We start from the raw sequence: 22,500 nt of genomic DNA on the forward strand, positions 1-22,500 counted from the left end.
GACTGCGACAAGGCGCACCTCGCTAGGGCAGATCGAGGCAATGCCGTTATCGTGTGAACAATGACGACACAGACTTCAGTGCCGATGCCGCGCACCGCGGTGGTGCCGGCGGCTGGTCTGGGCACGCGTTTTCTGCCTGCCACCAAGACCGTCCCCAAGGAGTTGCTGCCGGTCGTCGACACCCCTGGCATCGAGCTGGTTGCTGCCGAAGCGGCTGACGCTGGTGGCGAGCGACTGGTGATCGTGACCTCGGAGGGCAAGGACGGCGTCGTTGCGCACTTCGTCGAGGACCTCATCTTGGAAGGAACGCTCGAGGCGCGCGGCAAGCATGTGATGCTCGAGAAGGTGCGGCGCGCGCCCGCGTTGATCAAGGTGGAGTCGGTCGTCCAGGCCGAACCGCTGGGCCTGGGGCACGCCGTCAGCTGCGTCGAGTCGGTGCTGCTGCCCGACGAGGACGCCATCGCCGTCTTGCTGCCTGACGACCTGGTGCTGCCGACCGGGGTCCTGGAGACCATGGCGAAGGTGCGGGCCAAGCGCGGCGGCAGCGTGCTGTGCGCCATCGAGGTGCCGGGGGACGAGATCAGCGCTTACGGCGTGTTCGACGTCGAGACGGTGCCCGATGCGGCGAATCCGAATGTGTTGCGCGTCAAGGGCATGGTGGAGAAGCCCAAGGCCGAGGATGCCCCGTCGCCGTACGCCGCGGCCGGCCGCTACATCTTGGACCGCGCGATCTTCGACGCGCTGCGGCGGGTGCAGAAGGGTGTCGGCGGCGAGATCCAGCTGACCGACGCCATCGCGCTGCTCATCGAGGACGGACACCCCGTACACGTGGTCGTGCACCGCGGGTCCCGACACGACCTGGGAAATCCCGGCGGCTACCTTAAAGCTGCGGTTGACTTTGCGTTGGAACGCGACGACTACGGCCCGGAATTGCGGCGTTGGTTGGTCGAGCGATTGGGTCTTGCCGAGCGCTGAGCGCCTGACACCGGCGGTACGGTTGGCCCGAACATGCGCGAGCATGTGGTCAGCCACGGTGTACGAGGTATGCAGAAAGGCGAGCTGTGCGTTCGGTTGAGGAACAGCAGGCCCGGGTTGCGGCTGCGGCGGTGGCGCCGCGGCCGGTGCGGGTAGCGATTGCCGAAGCGCAGGGTCTGATGTGCGCCGAAGAGGTGGTCACTGAACGGCCACTGCCCGGATTCGATCAGGCCGCCATCGACGGCTACGCCGTCCGCAGCGTCGACGTGATGGGCGCGGAGTCCGGCGGTGGCAGTGACGTCACCCTGCCCGTCGTCTCGACCATCGCCGCTGGTGAACGCACGCCCACCCGCTTGCAGCCGCGTCAGGCCGCACGGGTCCAGACCGGTGCGCCCATGCCCACTCTCGCCGATGCGGTGCTGCCGCTGCGCTGGACCGACGGCGGCGAATCGCGGGTACGGGTCCTGCGCGGGGTGCGGTCCGGCGCCTACGTGCGGCGAACCGGGGATGACGTGCAGCCCGGCGACGTTGCGGTGCGTGCCGGCACCATCATCGGGCCGGCCCAGGTGGGACTACTGGCGGCGGTGGGCCGTGAACGCGTGTTGGTGCACCCGCGGCCGCGGCTGACGATCATCTCCGTCGGCGGTGAGCTGGTCGACATTTCCCGAACGCCCGGCAATGGCCAGGTCTACGACGTGAATTCCTATGCGCTGGCCGCTGCCGGCCGCGACGCCGGCGCCGAGGTGAACCGGGTCGGCATCGTCGACGCCGACCCCAAGACTCTGCGCGACGTGATCGAAGGCCAGTTGAATCGGTCGGAGATCGTGGTGATCGCGGGCGCTGTCGGTGGCGCGGCGGCCGAAGGCGTGCGCGCGGTGCTCGCCGAGCTGGGAGAGATGGAGGTCGCCCGGATCGCGATGCACCCCGGATCGGTGCAGGGTTTCGGGCAGCTCGGGCGCGACGGGGTGCCGGTCTTCCTGCTGCCGGCCAACCCGGTGAGCGCCCTCGTGGTTTTCGAGGTGATGGTGCGTCCGCTGATCCGGATGTCGCTGGGCAAGCGGCAGCCGATGCGGCGCGTGGTGCCGGCGCGCACGTTGTCGCCCATCTCATCGGTGGTGGGGCGCAAGGGATTTCTGCGTGGCCAGTTGATGCGCGACCAGGACACCGGCGAGTACCTGGTGCAGGCGCTGGGCGGTGCCCCCGGCGCGTCGCACCTGCTGGCCACCCTTGCTGAGGCGAACTGTCTGGTGATCGTGCCCACGGAGGCCGAGCAGATTCGTACCGGCGAATCGGTCGAGGTGGCCTTTCTTGCACAGCGCGGCTGATTCGTGAACTTGCTGCGTTCGAGTGCGATGCATCCGGGCTGGCCGTTGTCGGTCGGCCCGATCCGCGTGCGTGCCGGGGTGGTGCGGTTGCGGCCGGTGCGGTTGCGCGACGGCCCCGTGTGGAGCCGGATGCGGCTGACCGACCGGGCGCACCTGGAGCCCTGGGAGCCGGTCGGTGAGGTGGATTGGACTGCGCGCCATGCTGTTTCGTCGTGGCCTGCGCTGTGTTCGGGTTTGCGGTCGGAGGCCAGGCGTGGCCGCATGCTGCCCTATGTCATCGAGTTGGACGGTGAGTTCTGCGGGCAGTTGACCATCGGCAACGTGACGCATGGAGCCCTGCGGTCGGCGTGGATCGGCTACTGGGTGGCGCGGCAGTTCACCGGCGGCGGGATCGCGACGGCCGCGCTGGCGCTCGGTGTCGACCACGCCTTCGGTCCGGTCGGACTGCACCGGATCGAGGCGACCGTCCGACCGGAAAATGGTCCGAGCCGGTCGGTGCTCGCGCGGGTGGGCTTCCGGGAGGAGGGCCTGCTGCGGCGCTACCTCGAAGTCGACGGCGCCTGGCGGGACCACCTGCTGGTGGCGATGACCGTGGAAGAGATGGCTCAGTCCGCGTCATCGGCGCTGGTCAGGGATGGTCGAGCTACCTGGGTCTGAGCAATTTGGGTACGCGGCGCGGGGAAATGTGCGCAAATCGCAAATAAGACTGTGTTGCAGATGTGACATCTGCGACTGATGTGCTTGTAAGTAATGAATTACAGGTGTGTAATTGACCCTGGCGCGTCGGCTTCGGATGCGCTGGTCACAGACCTAATCTGATGGGGAAAGGAGCCGGCGACATGCCAAGCATCCCCCAATCCCTACTGTGGATATCCCTCGTTGTGTTGTGGTTGTTCGTGCTGGTGCCGATGTTGATCAGCAAGCGCGAGAACGTCCGCCGGACGAGCGATGTCGCATTGGCGACCCGTGTGCTCAACACGCAGGGCAACAGCCGGTTGCGACGGCGCAGTGGGCCCGCCGCCGGTCATCACAGCGATCCGCACTGGAAACAGGACGAGGACCTCACCGCGTTCGAAGAAGACCTGGCGCGCAGCGACGCGACCACCGACTCGATCCCGGTCGCCGACCCCGAGGCGGATTCGCCGCGTTCGGTGGTGCTGGTCGGCCAGGTCGTCGTCGAAGAATCGGAGTATCTCGACGTCGAGGTCGTCGAGATGGATTCCGGAGCGTTGCCGATTGGGGCGTCGGGTCGGATGAAAGCCGTTCCTGAGCCGGAAAATCCTGTGCAGCCAACGCTTTTCGATGAGGTCGCCACGCCGACCATGGCGATCCGGACCATCTCGGAGGTCGACTTCGGGCCCGAGGAAGCGCTCACCGACGAGATGGCCGCGGCGGACGCCGACGAGCCCGGAGCCGGGTCCGAAACCGAGGCCGAGCCGACCACCGACGTCCACGAGGCCGTTGCAGCTGACGAGGTTGACGAGGAACAGGCCGTAGCCGAGACCGCGGACGGGACTCCGGCGGAAGCCGAGGACGGCACAGAGCACGACTACGAGTACGTCGACGACACCTCGGGTGTCGAGGCGGTGTCGGAGGACGAGCCGAAGCTGGCCGACTCGATGTCGACGGCGCGACGGAGCCGCTACGAGTCGAAGGCCGCCGTCGCGGCCGCCGAGCGCAAATACCGCTTCCGCAGCCGCATGCTCTCCGGTATGGCTGTGGCCATCCTGGTCACCGGAGTTGTGGCCTTCTCGCTGGCGTCGAGCATGTGGTGGTGGTTCTGCGGCATGGTCAGCGCGGCCTCGGTGCTGTACCTGGCCTACCTGCGTCGGCAGACCCGGATCGAAGAGCAGCTGCGGCGCCGGCGCGCCCAGCGGATGATGCGGTCCCGGCATGGCGTCGAGAACACCCAGGATGAGGAATTCGACGTCGTCCCTTCTCGCTTGCGGCGTCCGGGCGCCGCGGTGCTGGACATCGATGACGAGGATCCGATCTTCGAACACCTGGAATACACCCGGATGTCCAGGGACTATGACCTGCCCCGGGCGTCTGGTCAGTAGCTGATTTTCGGGTTGCAGACCGGTGCTGGTAGCCTTTGCTTCCGGTACAAGGGGCTATAGCGCAGTTGGTAGCGCGTCTCGTTCGCATCGAGAAGGTCAGGGGTTCGATTCCCCTTAGCTCCACAGAGATTGAGCAGTTCGATGAGCAGGAGAGCCCCACGCGGGGCCACGCCCCGGCTGTCGACCGCAGGCGACTGAGGATTTCGAGGGGGAATCTGCATGGTCGACGATGAGGTGGCTGGCGGTGCTGCGGCGGTAAGCCCAAACAATCGCTGGAAGTCCCGCCGTTGGGTCGTTGGAGCGCTCATCGTGGCTGCCATGCTCGGGGTAGTGGCGATTGTCGGGTCGCAGACACATTGGTTCGGGCTTCGACCGGATGCCCGCCAGGCAGTCGCCATAGATCGTTGTGAGTCTGCGGTGCGACAGGATCTGGCGGCTCCAGCTCAGGCACGTTTCGACGGAGTCAAGGCGCGAGCAGACATCGTCACAGAAGACGACCACGTTCGCCTTGGGTTCGACGCTTCGAAGGTCGTTGCGCTGTGGGGAGTATCGGGCTCGGTGGCATCGCCTGGACGTTCGGGCGAGCAGGCCGCGATGGAGTTCACCTGTCGCGCAGCATTTTTCGGTGACGAGGCAGTGCGAACGTCGGTCAGCTATTGGACGGTGGATCTCTCTGGTCAGTTGGCGAAGCATCGCTAGTGGTGCCTACCGGAGCGACACGTGACTAGCGTCGGGAGTGGCCAGAAATCGAAGGTAACGTCGTAACTGATATCGGACGGGGAGGGTATCGGTATGGCAGACAATGTCGTAACGGTGAAGCTGGGTGAGTTGGACCGCTTGATCGGACAACTTGCCCGGTTTTCGGGCGAGATCGATGCAAGACTGGATGATCTGGATGGCCGCGTGAACGGCCTGCACGCACAGTGGCGAGGTACTGCGGCAGCTGCGCACTCCAAGGCGCATGCCGAATGGGCTCAAGGGGCTCGGCAGATGTCGGAAGGTGTCCAGCGCCTCCGATCGGCATCGGCCAACGCGCACAGTGCGTTCGCAGAGACGATACAAACCAACAAGGCGTTGTTCTCATGAGTGGGGAGTTGCACGTCAACCCGGTGGATCTGTGCGCAGCGGCTCAAGGCGCGGACACTACTGCCGATGAGTTATTCGAGCGATACCACGCCGTTGCCGCTGAAGTTGCAGGCCTGCTCGACGGTAGCTGGAAAGGCGTCGCGGCTGACGCTTGCCGGTCCGCATGGGAAGAATGGAGTGACGGATTCCGCCTCGTTCTAATGGGTCTTCGTGATGAGGCCGAGGCGCTTCGTACTGCCGCCGGTGAGTACCTGGGTGCCGACGGTAGCGGAGCGGCAGATGTATCTGGGGCCGGCCAATACATCTGAAATTCCGTGATTGCGCTGTCCATTCGGTTAGCGATTCGCCACTGCCGGCTGTGACAAGCCGTTTAGCGAGGACATTTCCCTACTAAATCCGGTCGCGGTGTCTGAATCCGTCTGAGCGACATTCTCGGCCGCCGAAATGATTTTCTTCCCATTCGCTGTCAAATCGTCGATGAAGCCATTCATCTGATTGTGCAATTTGTTCGCGTATTCAACCAGTCGAGGACCCGTGGCAAATCCCGGGTTTGCCCGCGCCGCATTGGCTTGCGATGTGAAGTAACTATTCGTCTGCGCCTTAGCTGTTGTCGCCAATTCGCCCAGGCGTTGACCGCTTGCCTTCACTTCGCCGGGCTCGATGTTGATGTCATCGCTCATGGGTAGCCTCCGTTATCAAGTGCACGTTTACCAAGTGACCTTGGGTTGGACGATCTCGATTTTCTGCTGGCCGTATGCTTGCTCGAATTCGGGTAGCCGGCCATTGAGTGGGTAGTTCTTGGCCGAGTCTGAGTGCTGTGTGTACAGCACTTGGCCGTCTGGCAACACTCCGGTCACTACCGCGGCGTGATGCGTTTCTCCTGGGCTCATGTGCTTGCCGTCCGGCGCCGTGTAGTCCTGCGTCATCGTGTAGTAGATAACGTCGCCTGGCCTCGCCTGGTCGGTCTGTACAACGTGACCCCCGTGGTGCAAAAAGTAATCTCGATTATTTTGTGCTGCTGCCCACGTCGGTGTGTGTGTGAAACCGGGTGGCAAAATATCCGACCCACCCCGCGTGCCGTCACTCCATCCGTCTCGGTCGTAGTGGCGCGGCAGATACCAATCCTCCTTCTGTTTCATGCCGCCGCCATAGCTCAAGGAATCAGACACGAAATTTGTGCAGTTGTCCGGGAAGACGTCCAGTTTGTCGTTATTGTAATTTGTGATCGCGTATCTGACCGTGCCGACCGAACTATAACCAAGGTCGGGGCGGTCCATATCCTTTTTGACTTTGTCCGGAATCCCATTCAAGTCATACAACTCAACAGGGCACGCGCGCTCCAAGTCATACTGCTCCTGAGTGGTGAGGTTGTTCCACCATTGCCTGACGTCATCCGGTGGCAGCCCGTCCGGAAGCGTGTCACGGATTTCCGCCAAGGCGTTGCGGGTATTATCGGCCTGAATTCCTTGGGCCTTACCGACATCACTCTGGTCGTTGTCATTGAAGACGTCGGACAGGGCGCCAGCGCATAGTCCGTCGGCTTGAGTTGCCGCTTCGATGGCATCCGCAATCAACCGGTGAGCTTCGGCCAATATCGTCATTTTCGTCGCGAGTTTGTCCTGCGACATGGATGGCGGAGCGGTGATGTCGCCGGTTTCCTGATTGACGACGAACCCGGCGCCTTCCGCCATGCGCACACCATTTTCGAGTTCGTTCTGGGCGATGGTAACGGCGTGGCTGAGGGTATCGAGTGGATCGACGGTGGCTCTGGCGAGGATGGATGTCGTTTCAGCGCGGACGGCCAGTGTTGTCAGCGCGTCTTTTGCGAGCGCGCCGACATGGTCGGACCAGTGCTCGTCGAGTGGTTGTACCCCATTGCGATGTATGTCCTGATTGACGCGCTCGCACTGAGACGCGGCATTGCGCATGTCATTGGCGGCTGTTGTCCACAGCGCAGCTTGCGCATGGCGTAATTGTGCAAAGTTCACCATCGAGCTGATTCCCACTTCCCCCAGTGCGGGCGGACAAGGTCCACACCTCAATTGATGCTAAGCCAATCGGCGGGGCACGGCTGACGCCAAAATACGGGCGACGCTGCGGACGTTGACCGCCTTCGAGGACGCTTTTCGCATCGAGAAGGTCAGGGGTTCGATTCCCCTTAGCTCCACAGAGATTGAGCAGTTCAGGCTGACGGGGATTCGCCCAGGCCCAACATGGCAGACGGGCCGGCGAACCGCGTCACAAGTTCGTATTCAGATCTTCTGTCTTTGAGCGGCCAGTACCACAGCGCCAACGTGATCCGGATCAGCCAGTGCGCGGCGAGCGGGTCGTGGCGTCCGAGCATCTCCTCGGCGAACGTGGCGACCAGCGGTGAGGTGGTCACCGTTCCACCGTCGTGATTGGGGCGGATATCGCCCATGATCAACTTGCCCAGCGGTTCGGCCCGCATGCAGTCCAACGCGACCATGATGGCGGTCACCACGCGCTCGGTACCCTCCAGGCCCGCAACGGCATGTCGGATGGAGCTGAGGATCTGTTCGGCGAAAACCGATACAAGCCGCTCCAGGATCGCGGCCTTACCTCCGGCCCGGCGGTAAACGGTAGCCGGGGAACAGTGCAGTTCGGTGGCAACGGCTTCGATGGTGAATGCTTCGAACCCGTTGCGGGACACGAGTTCCGAGGCTGTGGCCAGGATCCGGTCAAGGGCTTCGGCATTGCGGTCCGCGCCGAGTACCCAGTCATGTCGACGCATATCGCGTGGACCTCCTCCGGGATAGAAGCGAAATTCGTTCTATCACCTTGAGACGTTTTCGGGTTCTTTTCTCACGCATATCGCCTGGTCGGAATGGGATCTTCCGCCGCAACCACAGGCCCAGCCGGAGCTGCGCGTTTCAACTTCGGTGCGATCCGTTGACGGTGCCGATGGCACGGCCGGACGCTGATGAGGTGCCCACCACGACCATCGCGCAGGCATCGCGCGACGCCGCCTCGGCGTTGTCCCCACTGATCGCCGCCGGCCGACTGAACGTCTCCGCAGCCGTTCGTGCCCGTCGTCTGGGCTATCGCGCCTGGACTGGCGCGATCAACACCGACTATGACCCGCTGGACCCGGGCACCGCCGCACACCCCCACAGCGCGTATGCCGCGCTGCATCGGGGCGGCCGGGTGCACTACAGCCCCAGGCGGTCCACGTGGATTCTGCACCGGCTCGACGATGTCCGGGCGGCCTTACGGGACACCGATGAAGTCACGAGCAGCCAAGGGGTGACCCGGATTCAGATGGTTGCCGACCTTGTCGTGGTGACCGGCGACGACCTGCACAGCCGCCTGCGCAAGCAGGTGCAACCCGCGTTCACGAAAGGGGCGCTGGATGGTTGGCGCGCCACGATAGACGGGCTCGCCGCGGAACTCGTCGACGACCTCATCGCCAACCCCGGTGCGGACGCCGTGCAGCGACTGACGGTCCCACTGCCGCTACGGGTCATTGCCGCGATCGTCGGCGTCCCCGATCGCGATATCGCCGACTTTCGCCGATGGTCAGACGAAAGCACCCGACTGATCAACTTCACGCCAACCGTGCCGGGTCTGATCGGCACCGCGAAATCCATGCGCGCTGCGATGGCGTTGCGCCGCTACTTCTTACGGCATTTGAAGGCCGGAGACCTCAAGGGCTCCGATACTGTTCTCGGGCGGTTGGTGCAACACAGCGCAGACGGCGCGTTGACCGATGAGGCACTGTTCCAGATCGCCATCCTGCTCCTGATCGCCGGCAACGAAACCACCACGAACCTTCTCGGCGGCATGCTCGACACGTACGCGAACAATCCGGACCAGTACGACATCATCCGGGCGAATCCGGACCTCATCCCGCAGGCCATCGAAGAGCATGTCCGGTATACCAGTCCTGTTCAGAATCTCTACCGCTACACCCGTGCGCCTTACCGGGTCGGAGAGGTGACCATTCCGACCGGTTCGCGCGTCCTGCTGTCCTTCGGCGCCGCGAACCGTGATCCGCTCGCATTCGATGATCCCAACTCTTTTTGCGTGGAACGGAATCCACGTACGCACGTCGGTTTCGGCTTCGGCGCGCACCTCTGTCTAGGCGCACCGCTGGCACGGATGGAGGCGCAGGCGGTTCTGCGCGAGCTCGTTACTCGAGTCTCACGAATTTCGGCGACCGGGCCGACGACGTGGTCGACCAACAGTTCGCTGCGTGGGCCAACGCGCCTTCCGGTCGTCCTGCACACCTGACAAGTGGGATTGTCTCTGCCTCGGGCGGAACCTGCTGCGTCGTAGGGCGTTCACGTGTCAGGACGTCGTGACGACCTCTCACAGCCCGTCTTGAGAGATCACGTTCGTGCGTGCTCGCGCAGTACCGCCAGCTTCTCGCGGTACTCCGCCTCCGTGATGTCACCCTGCGCGAATCGCACGGCGAGTACCTGGCGTGCGTCGGGTTCGGTGGGGGCGGGGATGCGGTTGCGTTGATCGCCACCGGCGACCCGGATCAGCGCGACGATGCCGCCGAGCACCAGCGCCCAGAAAAGGAACATGCCGATGGCCATCCCGGCGTAGCCCCAGCCACCCATGTTGTGGCCATACCAGAACATCATGATGTGCCGCTCCTTCCGCTGCTGCGACCATCGTCCGGCTTCCCGCAGGCTCCCGCTGGTGCCAAAGGAACAGAGGCGATGGGACTTTCGGCACAAGCGGGCGGACGCGTCGGCGGCAACTCGAGTCGTCGACGGGTTGTCAGGCTCAGGCCATCGTCAGGGCCAGGACGACACCGAAGACCACGGCCGGCGGCGTCATGCCGGCGAGAAAACGCAGCCCGAACCGGCGACCACCGGCGGTGAACGCCAGCACCGTCTTGACGATCAAATTGGAGCCGAGCGCGGCTGCCACCGCGACCAGTGCGGTGTCGACGGTGATAGCACCCTTCGCGGCGAGGCTGGCGGCGGCGACCGCACCCGCGTGCGCATCGGCCAGGCCCGCGGCGAAGGCGGCGAGCACGGTGCCCTCGGTGCCGAGGACGTCGGCGCCCCACCGTCCGACCAGCAGAGCCAGGGTCAGCACGGCGGCGAGGATGAGTGCCGGCCGCAGGGCGAACGGTCGACTTGCGGGCGCCGGCTCGGTGTTTTCGCTTGGGGCAGCGGCGTTCTCAGCGGGTCGGCCGGTTCCCCGGTAGACGAGGGCGGCAAGACCGATCAGTACGACGGCACCGGCAGCCACGGGCGGCCAGAGCCGGCGCAGCACGTCGGCGTCGACGACTCCGATCACGATGAGGAGCTGCACGAAGGTGGCCAAGCTGGCCAGCAGAGCGCTGGCCAGGGGCGCCCGCAAACTCGCTGTCGTTCGGCTGAGCCGGCCCATGGACGCCGTTGTCGCGCTCGCAGAGACGAACCCGCCGGCAATGCCGGTGACGAGTACGCCGCGTTCTGGCCCGAGGGCTCGCACACCGATGTACCCCACCCAACCGATGCCGGTGAGCAGGACAACGAGAAGCCAGATCTTCGCCGGGTTGAGAACGCCGTACGGTCCGAGCCCGCGGTCGGGCAGCAGCGGCAGGATCACGAAGGCGACGACGAGAAACTTGATCGCGTCTTCCAGCTCGACCTCGGTGACGATGTCGCGGGCGAACTGGTGGATGCGGGTTTTCGACACGAGCAGGCCGGCTACGACGACGGCGAGGGCGACTGCCAGCGCTGGCCGGGAATAGGCCAGGGCGCCAAGGAGATACGCGACGAGCGCGGCTGTCGCTGTGGTGGTTCCAGGGTCTTCCTGGCTGGTTCGGAAGTATGCGAGCGCGAGCAGCGTGCCGACGCCGAGGAATACCGCCACGATGACCCATTGGCCGAAACCGGCCGCGACGGCGCCGGCCAGCGACAGCAGGGCAAACGAGCGCGACCCGGCGGGCAGTTTGCGGGCATGACTGCGTTCGCGCTCCAAACCGAGCAGCAGCCCGATGGCAAGTGCTACGAGGAAGGGTTCGATCTGCTGCCAGGTCATTTCGGCTCCTGCGGCTAGCGCGCGGACGGGAACTGGGGCGTGCGCTTCTCGCGCAGCGCGGTGTACCCCTCGACCACATCCGGCCCGAGGAACGTCAACATCTCGTAGGCCGCGGACTGATCGAAGATGGGGCCGGCATTGCGGAGCCAGTTGTTGAGCGCCCGTTTGGTCAGCCGGATCGCCTGCTGGGCACCTGTGGCGAGCACGTCGGCAACCCGGAGTGCTTCGTCCAGAACCTCTTCGCGGGGAAGGGCTTTGGCGACCATGCCGATGCGCTCGGCCTCGACGCCGCCGATCATCTCGCCCGTCATGAGGTAGTACTTGGCCTTCGCCGTCCCGGCCAGCAACGGCCAGATGATCGCGGCGTGATCGCCCGCAGCCACGCCGAGTTTGACGTGGCCGTCGCCGATCTTGGCGTCCTCGGCGATGATGGCGACATCGGCCAGCAATGCGGCCACGGCGCCGGCGCCGACCGCGACGCCGTTGATCGCGGACACAATCGGTTTGTCGCAGTTGATCATGTTGTAGACCAGGTCGCTCATCTCGCCGAGCATGTGCGAGACGCGGTCATAGTCACCGGCCATCCGCTCGACCATGGCCAGGTCCCCGCCGGCGCTGAATGCCTTTCCCGCACCGGTGATGACGGCCACCCGGGTGTCCGGGTCGGCCGCGACGTCCTTCCAGATGTTGGCCAGTTCGGCGTGCATGCCTTCGTCGGCGGCGTTGTACTTCTCGGGCCGGTCGAGGGTGATCAGCAGGACGCCGTTGTCGCGCCGACTCACCGTCAGCTGCCGATAGTCGGTGAATGCCATCTCGCAAAGCCTTTCCGCCGCAGGCGGGTGCATGAGGCCCTGTGCCTGATGGCGACCTACGTTACGGCGTCCCGGCCGCCGCCGTCTTCATCATCGGCAGGTGACGTGCCCGTTGCAGGCTGACGGCGTGTTGGCCGCGCCGTTCAGCCCGCGCAGCGGACGGACTCGGGCGGCTGGACCGCGCGGGTCCAGGCCAGCGGATTCAGACTCCGATACGGATCACCGGACCTGATCTCCTGTAAATCGGCCAGGATCTGTTCCAGCGCTTGCTGAGTCGCCGACTTGACCGTCTCCACCCACCGGGCGTGGTCGGTCGTGCCGTTTGGTGCCGTCGTGCTGATCGGCATGCCGAACTTGAGGTACATACGCTGCGGGCGCGGAATCAGCGTCGGACCGATGCCGCGCACCAGGGGCATCGCCATGTCGGTACGCCCAGCGAACCGCTCGCCGATGGACTGGCTCAGGCGACCCAGCGCGCTGTCGCGTTCGAAGAGGGGTTCGTAGACGTCGTCGCTGCCGACCAGGCCGACCGGCACGATCGGATACCCGCTTTCGATGGCCACGCGGGCGAAACCGCTGCGGCCTTCCCATTTCAGCTGGTATTCCTCGCCCTTGAACTTGGGCATCTCGCGCCCGCCACCGGGGAATACCAGCACAGTCTCGTTGTGCCGCATGAGTTCTCGTGCCGTATCGGGGTGGCCGACCACGCCACCGAACGCTGCCACCAGGTCGCCGCCAAAGCCCTTGGCCTGTGCCAGGCCCCGTTCTGCAAGGGGGCGCACCTGCACGCCGAGTTCGCGACGCGTGTAATACGGCATCAGCAGTATCTCGGCGAAGCCGAACGCCGTGTGATTGCCGACCAGAAGGAAGCGGCCGTCGCGGGGCAGGCGGTCGAGGCCGGTCACGTAGGGCCGATATAGGTCGATCGCCGGTTCGAGTGCATCCCCCGTGGCGTCCAATATATTTCGTAGTGTGCGGACGCGTTGCGGTGGGTCCATGATGGCGGCGATCTCGTCGTCGGTGACAGTCGGCCGGCCCTGTGGCGGTCCGAATCCCATCGTGGCTCCCATCGGTGTCGTGGTGATGTCACCAAGGTACCGACAGATTTGCTAGATCAGCTAATAAAAGCCTGTGAACTTCGCAACGCGGCGCGTTCCTTCGGTGTGGTCGCGCCCCAGATGCCGTAGGGCTCATCGGCGTCCATGGCGTGGCCGAGGCATTCGTGCAGCACCGGGCAATGGTGACAGATCTGTTTGGCGTGTTCTTCGTGGGCGACTCGCCGGGCGCCGCGGTCGCCGTCACCGGTATAGAACACCTCGGCCGGCAGTCCGCGGCAGCGGGCGTGCAACTGCCAATCCCAGGCTGCGGCGGTGGCCGCGCCCCGCGTGTGGCACCCGGGGCGCGGCCGGGGGCGGGCGTTGCGAGAAGGGGGTGCGAATGTTTCGCGGGGGCAAGGGGATACCCGCGGCAAGATCATCGACCGTACTTGCGATTGAACTTCTCGACGCGGCCCGCGGTGTCCATGATCTGCCGCTTGCCGGTCCACACCGGGTGTGAGTCCGAGGTTACGTCGACGACGATCAGGGGGTAGGTGTGAACGCCGTCTGCGGTCTGCCAGTCGATGGTTCGGGAGCTGGTGGCGGTGGATCGGGTGAGGAACGTGCGTCCGGTGGTGGCGTCCTGGAAGACCACGTGGTGGTAGTCGGGGTGGATGCCGGCCTTCATGGGAACCTCCGTCGGCTAAGTGAAAATCGTTTTCATTAAAGCGCCGCCGACGATACCCGAGACGGTCCGCGTTGTCGAAAATTGTTTTCAATAAGCTGTGTCGAAGGCCGCGCGAAACGGCGCTACATGGCATGCCCTCCGCCGGTAACGTTTCCTGCGTGCCGGAATCGACGACGGATGAACTGGCTTCGTTGGGGTTCTTCGCGAGTTGTCGCCGGGAGGACCTCGACCGGCTCGCTCCCTTGCTGCGTCCCCTGACGGCCGAACCGGGCAGGGTACTGATGACGCAGGGCGAAGTTGCGTCGTCGTTCATCCTGATCAGCGCCGGCAGTGCGCGGGTGACGCATGCCGCCCCCGACGGTGAGCTCATCGTTCACAACATCGGCCCGGGTCTGATCGTCGGCGAGATCGCGCTGCTGCGGGGCGGCACCCGCAATGCCACGGTGCTGGTCACCGAACCGCTGGCGGGGTGGGTCGGCGGGCACGACGCTCTGACCGCCATGCTCGACGTGCCCTGCATGGCCGAGCGGTTGGTGCGCACGGCGCGGCAACGGCTCGCGGAGTTCATCACGCCGCTTCCGGTGAAGCTGCGCGACGGCAGTCAGATGTACCTACGGCCCGTCCTGCCGGGTGACAACCCGCGCGTGCGTCAGGGGCCCGTCCGGTTTTCGACCGAGACCATCTACCGCCGGTTCCAGACGGCCTACCAGCCCAGCCTGGCACTGATGGCCTACCTGTTCGAGGTCGACTACGTGGACCACTTCGTCTGGGTGCTGACCGACGGTGTGGACGGACCCGACGGGCCCATGGTTGCCGACGCGAGATTCGTTCGGCTGCACGAGAATCCGACGGTCGCCGAGGTGGCTTTCATGGTCGGTGACGACTATCAGGGCCGGGGTATCGGCACCTTCCTGATGGATGCGCTGGTGCCCGCCGCCCGGAGCTCCGGCATCGAGCGGTTCGCGGCGCGGGTGCTGTCCGACAACTTCCCGATGCGCAAGATCCTCGAGCGCTACGGCGCCACCTGGGAGCGCGACGACCGCAACATGATCGTCACCGAGTTCGACGTCCCGAAGCCCGCGCAATTGTCGTTGTCACGCAAGCAGTATCGGGACATCTACACACTGGCACAGCATGTGATCAAGGCGGTCGGCTGATGACGGATTCGCTGTACTCCGGGCGGCCGCTGCTGAACAAAGACACCGCGGTGTGTATCTCGCTGGCCGCCCGGCCCAGCAATATCGGTACCCGCTTTCACAACTACCTCTACAACGAGCTGGGCCTGGATTTCATCTACAAAGCCTTCACGACGACGGACATCGTCGCCGCGATCGGTGGCGTCCGGGCCCTGGGCATCCGTGGCTGCTCGGTGTCCATGCCGTTCAAGGAGGATGTCATCGCGCTGGTCGATGAGCTGGAAGAGTCTGCGCGCGTGATCAATTCGGTCAATACCATTGTCAACGACGCGGGACGGCTCACCGCCTGCAACACCGACTACCTGGCGATCGCCCGGCTCATCGAGGAGCATGGCCTGGACCGTGCCGCGTCGTTGCTCATCCGCGGTAGTGGCGGAATGGCCAGCGCGGTGGCAGCGGCCTTCCGGGACAAAGGATTCGAGACGGGTACCATCCTGGCCCGCAATCCGGAGACCGGCGGCCGGCTGGCTGATCGCCTCGGGTACCGCTACGCGGCCGACGCCGCAGGCGGCGCGGACATCGTCGTCAACGTCACCCCGATCGGTATGGCCGGCGGCGCCGAAGCCGGCGATCTGTCCTTCGAACCCGACGTTATCGCCAAGGCGCACACCGTGTTCGATGTCGTGGCGCTGCCGTCGGAGACGCCACTGGTGCGCACGGCCCGCGCGGCCGGGATTCCCGTCATCACGGGCGCCGAGGTGATCGCTCTGCAAGCCGCCGAACAGTTCGAGCGCTACACCGGGGTGCGGCCGACGGCCGCACAGGTGGCTGCGGCGTCAGCGTTCTCCCGCGCCTGAATCGCGGCGCCTGGGCCTCAGGGCGCGGTGATGGTCAGCGACTTGTCGATCGCCGCGGTCGCGTCCATCAGCGGCCCGATCGTGTCCTTGGTGCCGCTGGCGTTGATCTGCAACACGATGACGCCGTCCTTGGTCGGGATGGCCGCCGTCTTCTGGGCTATCAGCCGATCCTTGCCGTCCTGGTTGTACATGCCGCCGACCTGACACGCCTTGAACCCGCCGAGCTTGGCGTTGCAGTTGGTGCCGGCGTCCTGCCAGTTGTGTAGGTTCTGCAGCTCGCCGGGTGCGTACTGCAGTACCTCATCGGCATTGCCACCGGGCAACTTCGAGACGAGAACGACGATTGTCGGCGGGTCGGCCTTCATGCCCGGATCATCGAATTTGCTTGCGCTCCAAGCATCTTTCGGGGTCAGCGGACCGGCGTCCACCCACCCTTGGGGGAGCGGCATGGTCAGCGTCGGGGCGCCGGGGGAGCCGGGGTGCAGCTGCTGCTCGGTGATGTTCTTCTCGCGCAGGTAGTCCTGGATGGTCTTCTTCGGCGCTGCGGGCGCGGCAGGGGCCGACGAGGTTGGTGCTGCCGCGGCACTGGTGCTCGAGGCGCTGCTGGAAGCGGACGTCGACGACGCCGGTTTCGAGCCCGAGTTGCATGCACTCGCGCCCAGCGCACTCACGGTCACGGCCAGCGCGAGGCCGGCAACCCTCATCGGCAACATTTCCGTCTCCTGTCGTCGGATGCAGACTACGGGGCGGAGGTGGGCAGTGGCGTGAGCTTTCGTCCCGGCGAGGCGTCCGCAAAAGAGGTTCCGGCGTGGCGTCGGGCATTGGCCGGGGTCGGCGGGTTTGCCGTGCTATCAACAGCAAATGCGCGTACTCGCGTGGTCGACAGCGGTTCTGTTGTGTGCTGCGTGCGGGCCCACCACCGAAGCCGCGAGGCCGACCACCACTGCGGCCGCGAAGCCCGCCGACCCCGCCGCGATCGGCCGGATGCGCCAACAGCTGCCCAACGAGTTGCAGAGCTACGAGTTCGGCCCGTTGCCCGCGCCGGCTGTGCCGACAACCTTCTGGGGCATGTCGTCCGAGTCGGCTGCGGACCCGCCGGACTGCGCGGCGTTGGTGGCAGCGCCTGCCGACGGTGTGCGCGGCTGGTCGGCGTCGGGCCCGGGCGGCATCGTGTACGCAACTGCGGCGCCCGGCGGCGCACCCGCGCCCGAGGTCGCCCGCGACTGTTCCAGCTGGACACTGAGCGCGGGCCGGGCCCGGGCGGCCGTCGACGCCGTCGACGCGCCCAGGATCGCCGAGGCTCGCACGCTGGGCATGACGGCCCACATCACCACCAGTGTCGAGAACGGCGCGCAAACCCATTCTCAGGCAACGACTCTGATCGCGTACGTCGATACGCTGGCGGTTTCGGTCACCATGGTGACCGATCCCGGGGCCGGCGCGCCGCCCCTGCCGGCGGATCTCCCGGCGACTTTGTTGGCGGCAGCTGTGCGGTCGGTGCGGGGCATCCCGGCCGCGGACGGGTTGGCCCGGTAGATTCGCCATAATGCGCAGAACGGTGCTCGCGGTGGCCTCCGCCGGTCTGGTGGCGGCATGCACGACTCACGCCCAGGTGGTCGCTGACCCCGACATCACGAAAATCCTTGACCTGAAGGGCACTTTCGGGTCGGACTACCAGGTCAAGACGGTCGCGCCGACGGGCATCGACCCCCGCGCGTTCGCCCCGCAGACGTTGCCGCCGGGCCTGAAGTTCGAGCCCCCGGACTGCGCGAAGTTCGCCTCCGGCATGGCCGTTTCCCCAGGTGCCAAGGGCAATATGACCGCTGTCACCGCCGAAGGTCAGGGCAACCGGTTCGTCATCCTCGCGGTCGAGACGTCCGAGCCCATCGCGCCCGCCGATCCGGGTGACGCCTGCAAGAAAGTCGCCTTCTCCGGCACCGGCGTGCGGGGATTGGTCGAAGAGGTGCCCGCGCCGGCCATCGACGGCGTGAAAACGCTGGGCACCCGCCGCTTCCTCGAGACGGTGGCCGGCGGCAAGCCGGCCTCGGGCCAGCTCTACAACTATGTCGCCGGTTTCGGCAGGTTCCTCGTGATCGTCACGGCCAACTCGCTCGTCGCGCCGGACAAGCCCGTCGTGCCGGTGAATACGCAGAAGGCGACGGAGCTGCTCACCAAGTCGGTGACCGCGGTACGCGGAACTTAGGCACGGCCGTCCGGGTCGCAGTGATTACCGCACGTTGCGTGGCCGGAACTGGATGCTGATCCGCGGCCCCGTGGGGCGGGCGGTCTTCGGTACCGCGTGCTCCCAGGTGCGCTGACACGACCCGCCCATCACCAGCAGGTCGCCGTGGTCCTGCGGCAGCCGAAGGCTCGCGCGCCGTCCGTCTGCGGCCGGGTTGCGCGGGCGCAGCGCGAAAACCCGTGTCGCGCCGAGGCTGAGCACCGCGACCATGGTGTCCTCTGTGCTGCTGCGGCCGATGGTGTCGCCGTGCCACGCGACGCTGTCCGCGCCGTCGCGGTACAGGCACAGGCCGACGGTGGTGAACGGCTCGCCGAGTTCGTGGGCGTAGGCGTCGTTGAGCCGCACCCGCAGGCGCGCGAGGCCGGGATGCGGTGCCCGTTCCCGGGCCAGGTCGTGGAAGCTGACCAGACGCGGTACGTCGAGCACCTTGTCGTACATCTGGCGCTGCTCGGTGCGCCAGGGAATCGCGGTCAGCAGCTCGTCGAACAGGCTGTCGGCGCCCGTCAGCCAGCCGGCGCGGACGTCGACCCAGGCGCCGTCGCCGAGCCACCGCCGTTCGGCATGGTCGAACAGCGAACCCTGAACCGCCAAGGACACCCCGCGATCCTATCGCACAGGCGTTCGATGCGCGCTAGCGCCACGAAGGCAGGACGATCTCCATGTTCCAGGTGGACGGCGAGATCGGCAGCCCCGTCAGGATCGGGTACATCCAGGCGAAGTTGGTGATCACCAGCGCGACGTAGAAGCACACGACCAGCAGCCCGAGCGTTCGTCGTTCCGGTTCCGTCGATCTGGGATACAGGATGTCACCGAGGATCAGCGTGATCAGGATGATCAGGAACGGCGCCATGGGCGTCGCGTAGAAGAAGTACATCTGCCGGTCGATGTCCGCGAACCACGGCAGGTACCCCGCGGCGTAGCCGGTGAGCGCGGCGGCGTACCGCCAGTCGCGTTTGACGAACGTCCGCCACGCGGCCCAGGCCAGCACCGGCACCGCGATGAACCACATGGCCGGCGTCCCCGCCAGCATCACCGCTTTGACGCACGACTGCGCACCGCAGCCCGGCACGTTGGTGTTGTCGATGGCGTAGAGCACCGGCCGCAGCGACATCGGCCACGTCCACGGCTTGGACTCCCATGGGTGATGGTTGCCCGCGGCGTTGGTCAGCCCGGAATGGAAGCGGTAGACGTCGTGGGTGTAGTACCAGAGTGAGCGCAGCGCCGCGAACGGTCCGTCGCCGATGTTCCGGCCTTCCATGTGCCGGTCGATCGCGGTTTCCGACGCGAACCACGGCGCATACGACGCCAGGTAGATCCCGACCGGAATGAGCGTCAGCGCCCACATCCCCGGCAGGACGTCGCGCCGCAGCGTGCCCAGCCACGGCCGCTTTACGCGGTACGCGCGCCGGGCCGAAATGTCGAAAGCGACGGTCATCAAGCCGAAGAACACCATGTAGTAGAGGCCCGACCACTTGACCGCCAGCGCGAGCCCCAGCAGCACGCCGGCGCCGAACCGCCACCACCGCACGCCGAGGCGCGGGCCCCACACGGTCTCGGCGATCCGGCCCTCGGTCAGCGCGACGTGCATGCGGGCGCGCATCTGGTCGCGGTCCACGATGAGCGCGCCGAACGCCGCCACGATGAACACTGCTTGATAGACGTCCAGCAGCGCCGTGCGGGCCGACACGAAGCTGACGCCGTCGGCGATGATCAGCAGCCCGGCGATGCCGCCCAGCAGCGTCGAGCGCGTCATGCGCCGCACGATTCGCGCTACGAGCAGTACCAGGACGACGCCGCAGACCGCACCGGAGAACCGCCAGCCGACGCCGTTGTAGCCGAAAATCCACTCGCCGATGGCCATCAGCTGTTTGGCGACCGGGGGGTGCACCACGAGGCCGTAACCGGGGTTGTCCTCGACTCCGTGGTTGTGCAGCACCTGCCAGGCCTGTGGCGCGTAGTGCTTCTCGTCGAAGATCGGGGTGCCCGCATCGGTCGGCGAGCCCAGGTTCAGGAACCGGGTGATCGCGGCCAGCGCGGTGATCAGCGCGGTCATGGTCCAGCCGCGCAGCCGGTCGGTGGGGCCGAAATCGGCGGCGGGGGTCAATGGTGCCGGACTGATCACGGGCACCTCGCGCTCGGCGTCGGACGCGTCGAGAGCAGGGGCGGTCACGTCAGCGATCGTAGGCTGTCCGGTGTGACAACACCGTATGGCGCCGGTCGGCTGCTGCTCGCGGCCACTCCTCTGGGCCAGCCCGGCGACGCTTCGGCCCGCCTCATCGAGGCGCTCGGCAGTGCCGACGTGATCGCCGCCGAGGACACCCGGCGGGTGCGTGCCCTGGCTGCGTCGCTGGATGTGCGGCCCGTCGGGCGCGTGGTGAGCTTTTTCGACCAGAACGAGGCGGCGCGGGTGGCGGGCCTGGTGGAGTCGATCGCCGCGGGGGAGACGGTGCTGGTGGTCAGCGACGCCGGCATGCCGCTGATCAGCGATCCCGGATACCGGTTGGTGGCGGCGTGCGCCGAAGCCGGGTTACCGGTGTCGTGTCTGCCCGGCCCGTCGGCGGTCACGACGGCGCTGGCGGTGTCCGGCCTGGCGTCGGACCGGTTCTGCTTCGAAGGCTTCGCACCCCGCAAAGGGCGCCGGGCCTGGCTGGCCGGGTTCGCGACCGAGCGGCGGACGTGTGTGTTCTTCGAGTCGCCGCGGCGGCTGGCGGAATGTCTCGCCGACGCGGTGTCGGCACTCGGGCCGGACCGCCGTGCCGTCGTGTGCCGCGAGCTGACCAAGACCCACGAGGAGATCCGTCGGGGGACGCTCGGCGAACTGGCCGAGTGGGCCGCCGACGGCGTGCTCGGTGAGATCACCGTGGTGCTGGCGGGGGCGACGCCGGTGGCAGATGTGGACACCTTGGTACGGCTGGTGGAGGAACTCGTGGACGACGGCGCGCGTGTCAAAGACGCCTGTGCTCAGGTGGTCGCCGAGAACCCTGGCGCGCCCTCGCGGCGCGAGCTCTACGACGCCGTCCTCAAATCCCGCGGCTGACAGTTCTTCCGCAAGCGGGAGGTGCCCCCTACTCGCGAGAAAGATGGAGCCCGATTGTGGGCGCGGCCTTGTGCAAGCACTCGTCCCACTCGCGGTCGGGATCGGAGTCGGCGGTGATGCCGCCGCCCACACCCAGCACCGCGGCGCCGTCGGCGTCGAATTCGACCGTCCGGATCGCGACATTCAATTCGGTCCCGGCCAGCGGTGATGCCAAACCAACCGTGCCGCAATAGATGCCACGGTCATAGGGTTCCCACTCGGCGAGGAGTTCACGGGCGCGGCACTTCGGGGTGCCGGTGACCGACGCCGGTGGGAAGGTGGCGTCCAGCACGGCTGCCATCGGGGTCGCGGCCGGAACCTGCGCGGCCACCGTCGACACCAGGTGCCAGACGCCCGGTGCGGGTTTGACCGCCAGGAGTTCCGGGACCCGGACCGACCCGGTGGTTGCGACGCGGCTCAGATCGTTGCGAACCAGGTCGACGATCATGATGTTCTCGGCGACATCCTTGACCGAGGACGCCAGGTCGGACGGTGAATGATCAAGGGGCAGTGTGCCTTTGATGGGGCTGGAGGTGACGACCTCGCCGCGACGGCTCAGAAAGAGTTCGGGGGACAGTGACACCACCGCGCCCCACTCGCCCGCGACGAACGCCGCCCGGGCGGGCGCGGTCCGCGTCACCGCGTCGACGAAAAAGTCGATGGGCGCACCGGAGATCTGCCCCGTGAAGCGGGTGCAGACGCAGGCCTGGTAGACCTCGCCGGCGGCGATCGCTTCCAGGCAGGACAACACGCCGGCGCGGTGACTGGCGCGGTCCGGGGGACGCCATTCGATGGCGTACGGCGCGGGCCGGGCCGGCTGCAGGGCGGCGATCCAGTCGGGAACCGCTGTGCCGGAAAGGCTTTCGTACCACCATTGCCCGTCGGCGTCCTGCCGTAGCACGCAATCTGACCAGCCGCCCGCCGCCACCGGGATCCGGCTGTCTCCGTCCGGGTAGGACAGGTAGCCGAACCAACCGCCGCCGATCACCTCGCCGGAACCCGTTGGCGCGTCGAATACTTCGGCGGGGGCGATCGGTTCGATGGCCACACTCGGCGCGATGACGGCCGTCGCGCCGAACCAGTCACCCAGTAGTGCGGCCGGCGGCGGCAATCCGCGAAGAGCGGCAGCCTCGGCGACAGCCTTCAAGACGCCCGGGGCGTCGCCCAGGTCGGCCAACCGCTCGACTCGCACGCCCCACA

At 66.3% G+C, this 22,500-nt stretch carries 26 protein-coding genes and 1 tRNA gene; 14 read left to right on the forward strand and 13 right to left on the reverse strand.

The features are described 5' to 3' along the window. Positions 1-60: 60 nt before the first annotated feature. The 8 genes from ACX12F_RS04170 (at position 61) to ACX12F_RS04205 (ending at position 5,754) form a co-directional block, all read left to right on the forward strand. Positions 61-975, forward strand: coding sequence for a UTP--glucose-1-phosphate uridylyltransferase (locus ACX12F_RS04170; protein WP_459368390.1), 915 nt, complete (start codon positions 61-63; stop codon positions 973-975). A gap of 86 nt (positions 976-1,061) precedes the next feature. Continuing rightward, the gene (glp, locus tag ACX12F_RS04175) at positions 1,062-2,300 is read left to right on the forward strand and encodes a molybdotransferase-like divisome protein Glp (RefSeq protein ID WP_459368391.1); all 1,239 of its coding nucleotides are present in this window, start codon (positions 1,062-1,064) and stop codon (positions 2,298-2,300) included. A gap of 3 nt (positions 2,301-2,303) precedes the next feature. Continuing rightward, positions 2,304-2,957, forward strand: a complete 654-nt coding sequence (locus ACX12F_RS04180) for a GNAT family N-acetyltransferase (RefSeq protein ID WP_459368392.1) — start codon at positions 2,304-2,306, stop codon at positions 2,955-2,957. 182 nt (positions 2,958-3,139) lie between these two features. Further along, complete coding sequence (gene sepX / locus ACX12F_RS04185) at positions 3,140-4,360, forward strand: divisome protein SepX/GlpR (protein ID WP_459368393.1); 1,221 nt, start codon at positions 3,140-3,142, stop codon at positions 4,358-4,360. Between the two features lie 50 nt (positions 4,361-4,410). Next, positions 4,411-4,483, forward strand: a tRNA-Ala gene (locus ACX12F_RS04190). Positions 4,484-4,579: 96 nt separating this feature from the next. Continuing rightward, positions 4,580-5,059, forward strand: a complete 480-nt coding sequence (locus ACX12F_RS04195; protein WP_459368394.1) for a hypothetical protein — start codon at positions 4,580-4,582, stop codon at positions 5,057-5,059. Positions 5,060-5,152: 93 nt separating this feature from the next. After that, complete coding sequence (locus tag ACX12F_RS04200; protein ID WP_459368395.1) at positions 5,153-5,446, forward strand: WXG100 family type VII secretion target; 294 nt, start codon at positions 5,153-5,155, stop codon at positions 5,444-5,446. Beyond that, positions 5,443-5,754 (forward strand): WXG100 family type VII secretion target, encoded by a 312-nt coding sequence (locus tag ACX12F_RS04205; protein ID WP_459368396.1) that lies wholly within the window; start codon positions 5,443-5,445, stop codon positions 5,752-5,754. The genes ACX12F_RS04200 and ACX12F_RS04205 overlap by 4 nt, the downstream gene beginning before the upstream one ends. Before the next feature lie 27 nt (positions 5,755-5,781). Here the strand turns inward: ACX12F_RS04205 and ACX12F_RS04210 are convergent, their stop codons facing one another. The 3 genes from ACX12F_RS04210 to ACX12F_RS04220 all read right to left on the reverse strand — a co-directional run bounded on the left by ACX12F_RS04210 (position 5,782) and on the right by ACX12F_RS04220 (position 8,198). Then, positions 5,782-6,126 carry a hypothetical protein gene (locus tag ACX12F_RS04210; RefSeq protein WP_459368397.1) on the reverse strand — a complete coding sequence of 115 codons (345 nt, stop codon included), beginning with the start codon at positions 6,124-6,126 and terminating at the stop codon, positions 5,782-5,784. Between the two features lie 27 nt (positions 6,127-6,153). Continuing rightward, the gene (locus ACX12F_RS04215) at positions 6,154-7,452 is read right to left on the reverse strand and encodes an amidase domain-containing protein (protein WP_459368398.1); all 1,299 of its coding nucleotides are present in this window, start codon (positions 7,450-7,452) and stop codon (positions 6,154-6,156) included. A 176-nt stretch (positions 7,453-7,628) separates the two neighbouring features. Further along, the gene (locus ACX12F_RS04220) at positions 7,629-8,198 is read right to left on the reverse strand and encodes a TetR/AcrR family transcriptional regulator (protein WP_459368399.1); all 570 of its coding nucleotides are present in this window, start codon (positions 8,196-8,198) and stop codon (positions 7,629-7,631) included. A gap of 170 nt (positions 8,199-8,368) precedes the next feature. Here ACX12F_RS04220 and ACX12F_RS04225 point away from each other — a divergent pair, with 170 nt between their 5' ends. Further along, complete coding sequence (locus tag ACX12F_RS04225; RefSeq protein ID WP_459368400.1) at positions 8,369-9,697, forward strand: cytochrome P450; 1,329 nt, start codon at positions 8,369-8,371, stop codon at positions 9,695-9,697. 98 nt (positions 9,698-9,795) lie between these two features. Here ACX12F_RS04225 and ACX12F_RS04230 read toward each other — a convergent pair whose 3' ends face one another. The 6 genes from ACX12F_RS04230 to ACX12F_RS04255 all read right to left on the reverse strand — a co-directional run bounded on the left by ACX12F_RS04230 (position 9,796) and on the right by ACX12F_RS04255 (position 13,989). Then, the gene (locus ACX12F_RS04230; RefSeq protein WP_459368401.1) at positions 9,796-10,056 is read right to left on the reverse strand and encodes an SHOCT domain-containing protein; all 261 of its coding nucleotides are present in this window, start codon (positions 10,054-10,056) and stop codon (positions 9,796-9,798) included. Positions 10,057-10,201: 145 nt separating this feature from the next. Then, positions 10,202-11,452: an MgtC/SapB family protein gene (locus ACX12F_RS04235; protein ID WP_459368402.1), complete on the reverse strand. Its 1,251-nt coding sequence runs from the start codon at positions 11,450-11,452 to the stop codon at positions 10,202-10,204. Between the two features lie 14 nt (positions 11,453-11,466). After that, positions 11,467-12,264 carry an enoyl-CoA hydratase/isomerase family protein gene (locus tag ACX12F_RS04240; RefSeq protein WP_459368403.1) on the reverse strand — a complete coding sequence of 266 codons (798 nt, stop codon included), beginning with the start codon at positions 12,262-12,264 and terminating at the stop codon, positions 11,467-11,469. 143 nt (positions 12,265-12,407) lie between these two features. Further along, positions 12,408-13,322: a lysophospholipid acyltransferase family protein gene (locus ACX12F_RS04245; RefSeq protein ID WP_459368404.1), complete on the reverse strand. Its 915-nt coding sequence runs from the start codon at positions 13,320-13,322 to the stop codon at positions 12,408-12,410. Positions 13,323-13,378: 56 nt separating this feature from the next. Further along, complete coding sequence (locus tag ACX12F_RS04250; protein WP_459368405.1) at positions 13,379-13,612, reverse strand: WhiB family transcriptional regulator; 234 nt, start codon at positions 13,610-13,612, stop codon at positions 13,379-13,381. Between the two features lie 125 nt (positions 13,613-13,737). After that, the gene (locus tag ACX12F_RS04255; RefSeq protein ID WP_459368406.1) at positions 13,738-13,989 is read right to left on the reverse strand and encodes a type B 50S ribosomal protein L31; all 252 of its coding nucleotides are present in this window, start codon (positions 13,987-13,989) and stop codon (positions 13,738-13,740) included. A 131-nt stretch (positions 13,990-14,120) separates the two neighbouring features. Between ACX12F_RS04255 and ACX12F_RS04260 the strand changes: the two genes are divergently transcribed. Together ACX12F_RS04260 and ACX12F_RS04265 are read left to right on the forward strand one after the other, a co-directional pair. Then, a complete protein-coding gene (locus ACX12F_RS04260; RefSeq protein WP_459368407.1) occupies positions 14,121-15,146 on the forward strand; it encodes an acetyltransferase Pat in 1,026 nt (341 codons plus the stop codon). Continuing rightward, positions 15,146-15,982 (forward strand): shikimate 5-dehydrogenase, encoded by an 837-nt coding sequence (locus tag ACX12F_RS04265; protein ID WP_459368408.1) that lies wholly within the window; start codon positions 15,146-15,148, stop codon positions 15,980-15,982. Before ACX12F_RS04260 ends, ACX12F_RS04265 begins: the two co-directional genes overlap by 1 nt. 17 nt (positions 15,983-15,999) lie before the next feature. Here the strand turns inward: ACX12F_RS04265 and ACX12F_RS04270 are convergent, their stop codons facing one another. Beyond that, a complete protein-coding gene (locus ACX12F_RS04270) occupies positions 16,000-16,695 on the reverse strand; it encodes an LpqN/LpqT family lipoprotein (protein ID WP_459368409.1) in 696 nt (231 codons plus the stop codon). A gap of 148 nt (positions 16,696-16,843) precedes the next feature. On the opposite strand from ACX12F_RS04270, the gene ACX12F_RS04275 reads away from it, so the two are divergent. Both ACX12F_RS04275 and ACX12F_RS04280 read left to right on the forward strand, forming a co-directional pair. After that, a complete protein-coding gene (locus ACX12F_RS04275) occupies positions 16,844-17,518 on the forward strand; it encodes a DUF5642 family protein (RefSeq protein WP_459368410.1) in 675 nt (224 codons plus the stop codon). Positions 17,519-17,528: 10 nt separating this feature from the next. Continuing rightward, positions 17,529-18,185, forward strand: coding sequence for a DUF5642 family protein (locus ACX12F_RS04280; RefSeq protein ID WP_459368411.1), 657 nt, complete (start codon positions 17,529-17,531; stop codon positions 18,183-18,185). A 24-nt stretch (positions 18,186-18,209) separates the two neighbouring features. Here ACX12F_RS04280 and ACX12F_RS04285 read toward each other — a convergent pair whose 3' ends face one another. Beyond that, entirely contained in the window at positions 18,210-18,821 is a 612-nt protein-coding gene (locus tag ACX12F_RS04285) for an alpha-ketoglutarate-dependent dioxygenase AlkB (protein WP_459368412.1), read from the reverse strand. A 34-nt stretch (positions 18,822-18,855) separates the two neighbouring features. Next, positions 18,856-20,394, reverse strand: a complete 1,539-nt coding sequence (locus ACX12F_RS04290; protein WP_459368413.1) for a dolichyl-phosphate-mannose--protein mannosyltransferase — start codon at positions 20,392-20,394, stop codon at positions 18,856-18,858. A gap of 24 nt (positions 20,395-20,418) precedes the next feature. On the opposite strand from ACX12F_RS04290, the gene rsmI reads away from it, so the two are divergent. Then, positions 20,419-21,261, forward strand: coding sequence for a 16S rRNA (cytidine(1402)-2'-O)-methyltransferase (gene rsmI, locus ACX12F_RS04295; protein ID WP_459368414.1), 843 nt, complete (start codon positions 20,419-20,421; stop codon positions 21,259-21,261). A gap of 28 nt (positions 21,262-21,289) precedes the next feature. On the opposite strand, the gene ACX12F_RS04300 is transcribed toward rsmI, so the two are convergent. Continuing rightward, positions 21,290-22,492: an aminodeoxychorismate synthase component I gene (locus ACX12F_RS04300; RefSeq protein WP_459368415.1), complete on the reverse strand. Its 1,203-nt coding sequence runs from the start codon at positions 22,490-22,492 to the stop codon at positions 21,290-21,292. Positions 22,493-22,500: the final 8 nt, after the last annotated feature.

It is taken from the genome of Mycolicibacterium sp. HS_4_1 (assembly GCF_054515875.1).

Bases quoted from the DNA above. Each gene is read 5' to 3' on its own strand.
- ACX12F_RS04170 (WP_459368390.1), top strand. From the start codon at position 61: ATGACGACACAGACTTCAGTGCCGATGCCGCGCACCGCGGTGGTGCCG.
- sepX (WP_459368393.1), top strand. From the start codon at position 3,140: ATGCCAAGCATCCCCCAATCCCTACTGTGGATATCCCTCGTTGTGTTG.
- ACX12F_RS04195 (WP_459368394.1), top strand. From the start codon at position 4,580: ATGGTCGACGATGAGGTGGCTGGCGGTGCTGCGGCGGTAAGCCCAAAC.
- ACX12F_RS04200 (WP_459368395.1), top strand. From the start codon at position 5,153: ATGGCAGACAATGTCGTAACGGTGAAGCTGGGTGAGTTGGACCGCTTG.
- ACX12F_RS04205 (WP_459368396.1), top strand. From the start codon at position 5,443: ATGAGTGGGGAGTTGCACGTCAACCCGGTGGATCTGTGCGCAGCGGCT.
- ACX12F_RS04210 (WP_459368397.1), bottom strand. From the start codon at position 6,126: ATGAGCGATGACATCAACATCGAGCCCGGCGAAGTGAAGGCAAGCGGT.
- ACX12F_RS04220 (WP_459368399.1), bottom strand. From the start codon at position 8,198: ATGCGTCGACATGACTGGGTACTCGGCGCGGACCGCAATGCCGAAGCC.
- ACX12F_RS04225 (WP_459368400.1), top strand. From the start codon at position 8,369: ATGGCACGGCCGGACGCTGATGAGGTGCCCACCACGACCATCGCGCAG.
- ACX12F_RS04230 (WP_459368401.1), bottom strand. From the start codon at position 10,056: ATGATGTTCTGGTATGGCCACAACATGGGTGGCTGGGGCTACGCCGGG.
- ACX12F_RS04235 (WP_459368402.1), bottom strand. From the start codon at position 11,452: ATGACCTGGCAGCAGATCGAACCCTTCCTCGTAGCACTTGCCATCGGG.
- ACX12F_RS04240 (WP_459368403.1), bottom strand. From the start codon at position 12,264: ATGGCATTCACCGACTATCGGCAGCTGACGGTGAGTCGGCGCGACAAC.
- ACX12F_RS04245 (WP_459368404.1), bottom strand. From the start codon at position 13,322: ATGGGATTCGGACCGCCACAGGGCCGGCCGACTGTCACCGACGACGAG.
- ACX12F_RS04255 (WP_459368406.1), bottom strand. From the start codon at position 13,989: ATGAAGGCCGGCATCCACCCCGACTACCACCACGTGGTCTTCCAGGAC.
- ACX12F_RS04260 (WP_459368407.1), top strand. From the start codon at position 14,121: ATGCCCTCCGCCGGTAACGTTTCCTGCGTGCCGGAATCGACGACGGAT.
- ACX12F_RS04265 (WP_459368408.1), top strand. From the start codon at position 15,146: ATGACGGATTCGCTGTACTCCGGGCGGCCGCTGCTGAACAAAGACACC.
- ACX12F_RS04270 (WP_459368409.1), bottom strand. From the start codon at position 16,695: ATGTTGCCGATGAGGGTTGCCGGCCTCGCGCTGGCCGTGACCGTGAGT.
- ACX12F_RS04275 (WP_459368410.1), top strand. From the start codon at position 16,844: ATGCGCGTACTCGCGTGGTCGACAGCGGTTCTGTTGTGTGCTGCGTGC.
- ACX12F_RS04280 (WP_459368411.1), top strand. From the start codon at position 17,529: ATGCGCAGAACGGTGCTCGCGGTGGCCTCCGCCGGTCTGGTGGCGGCA.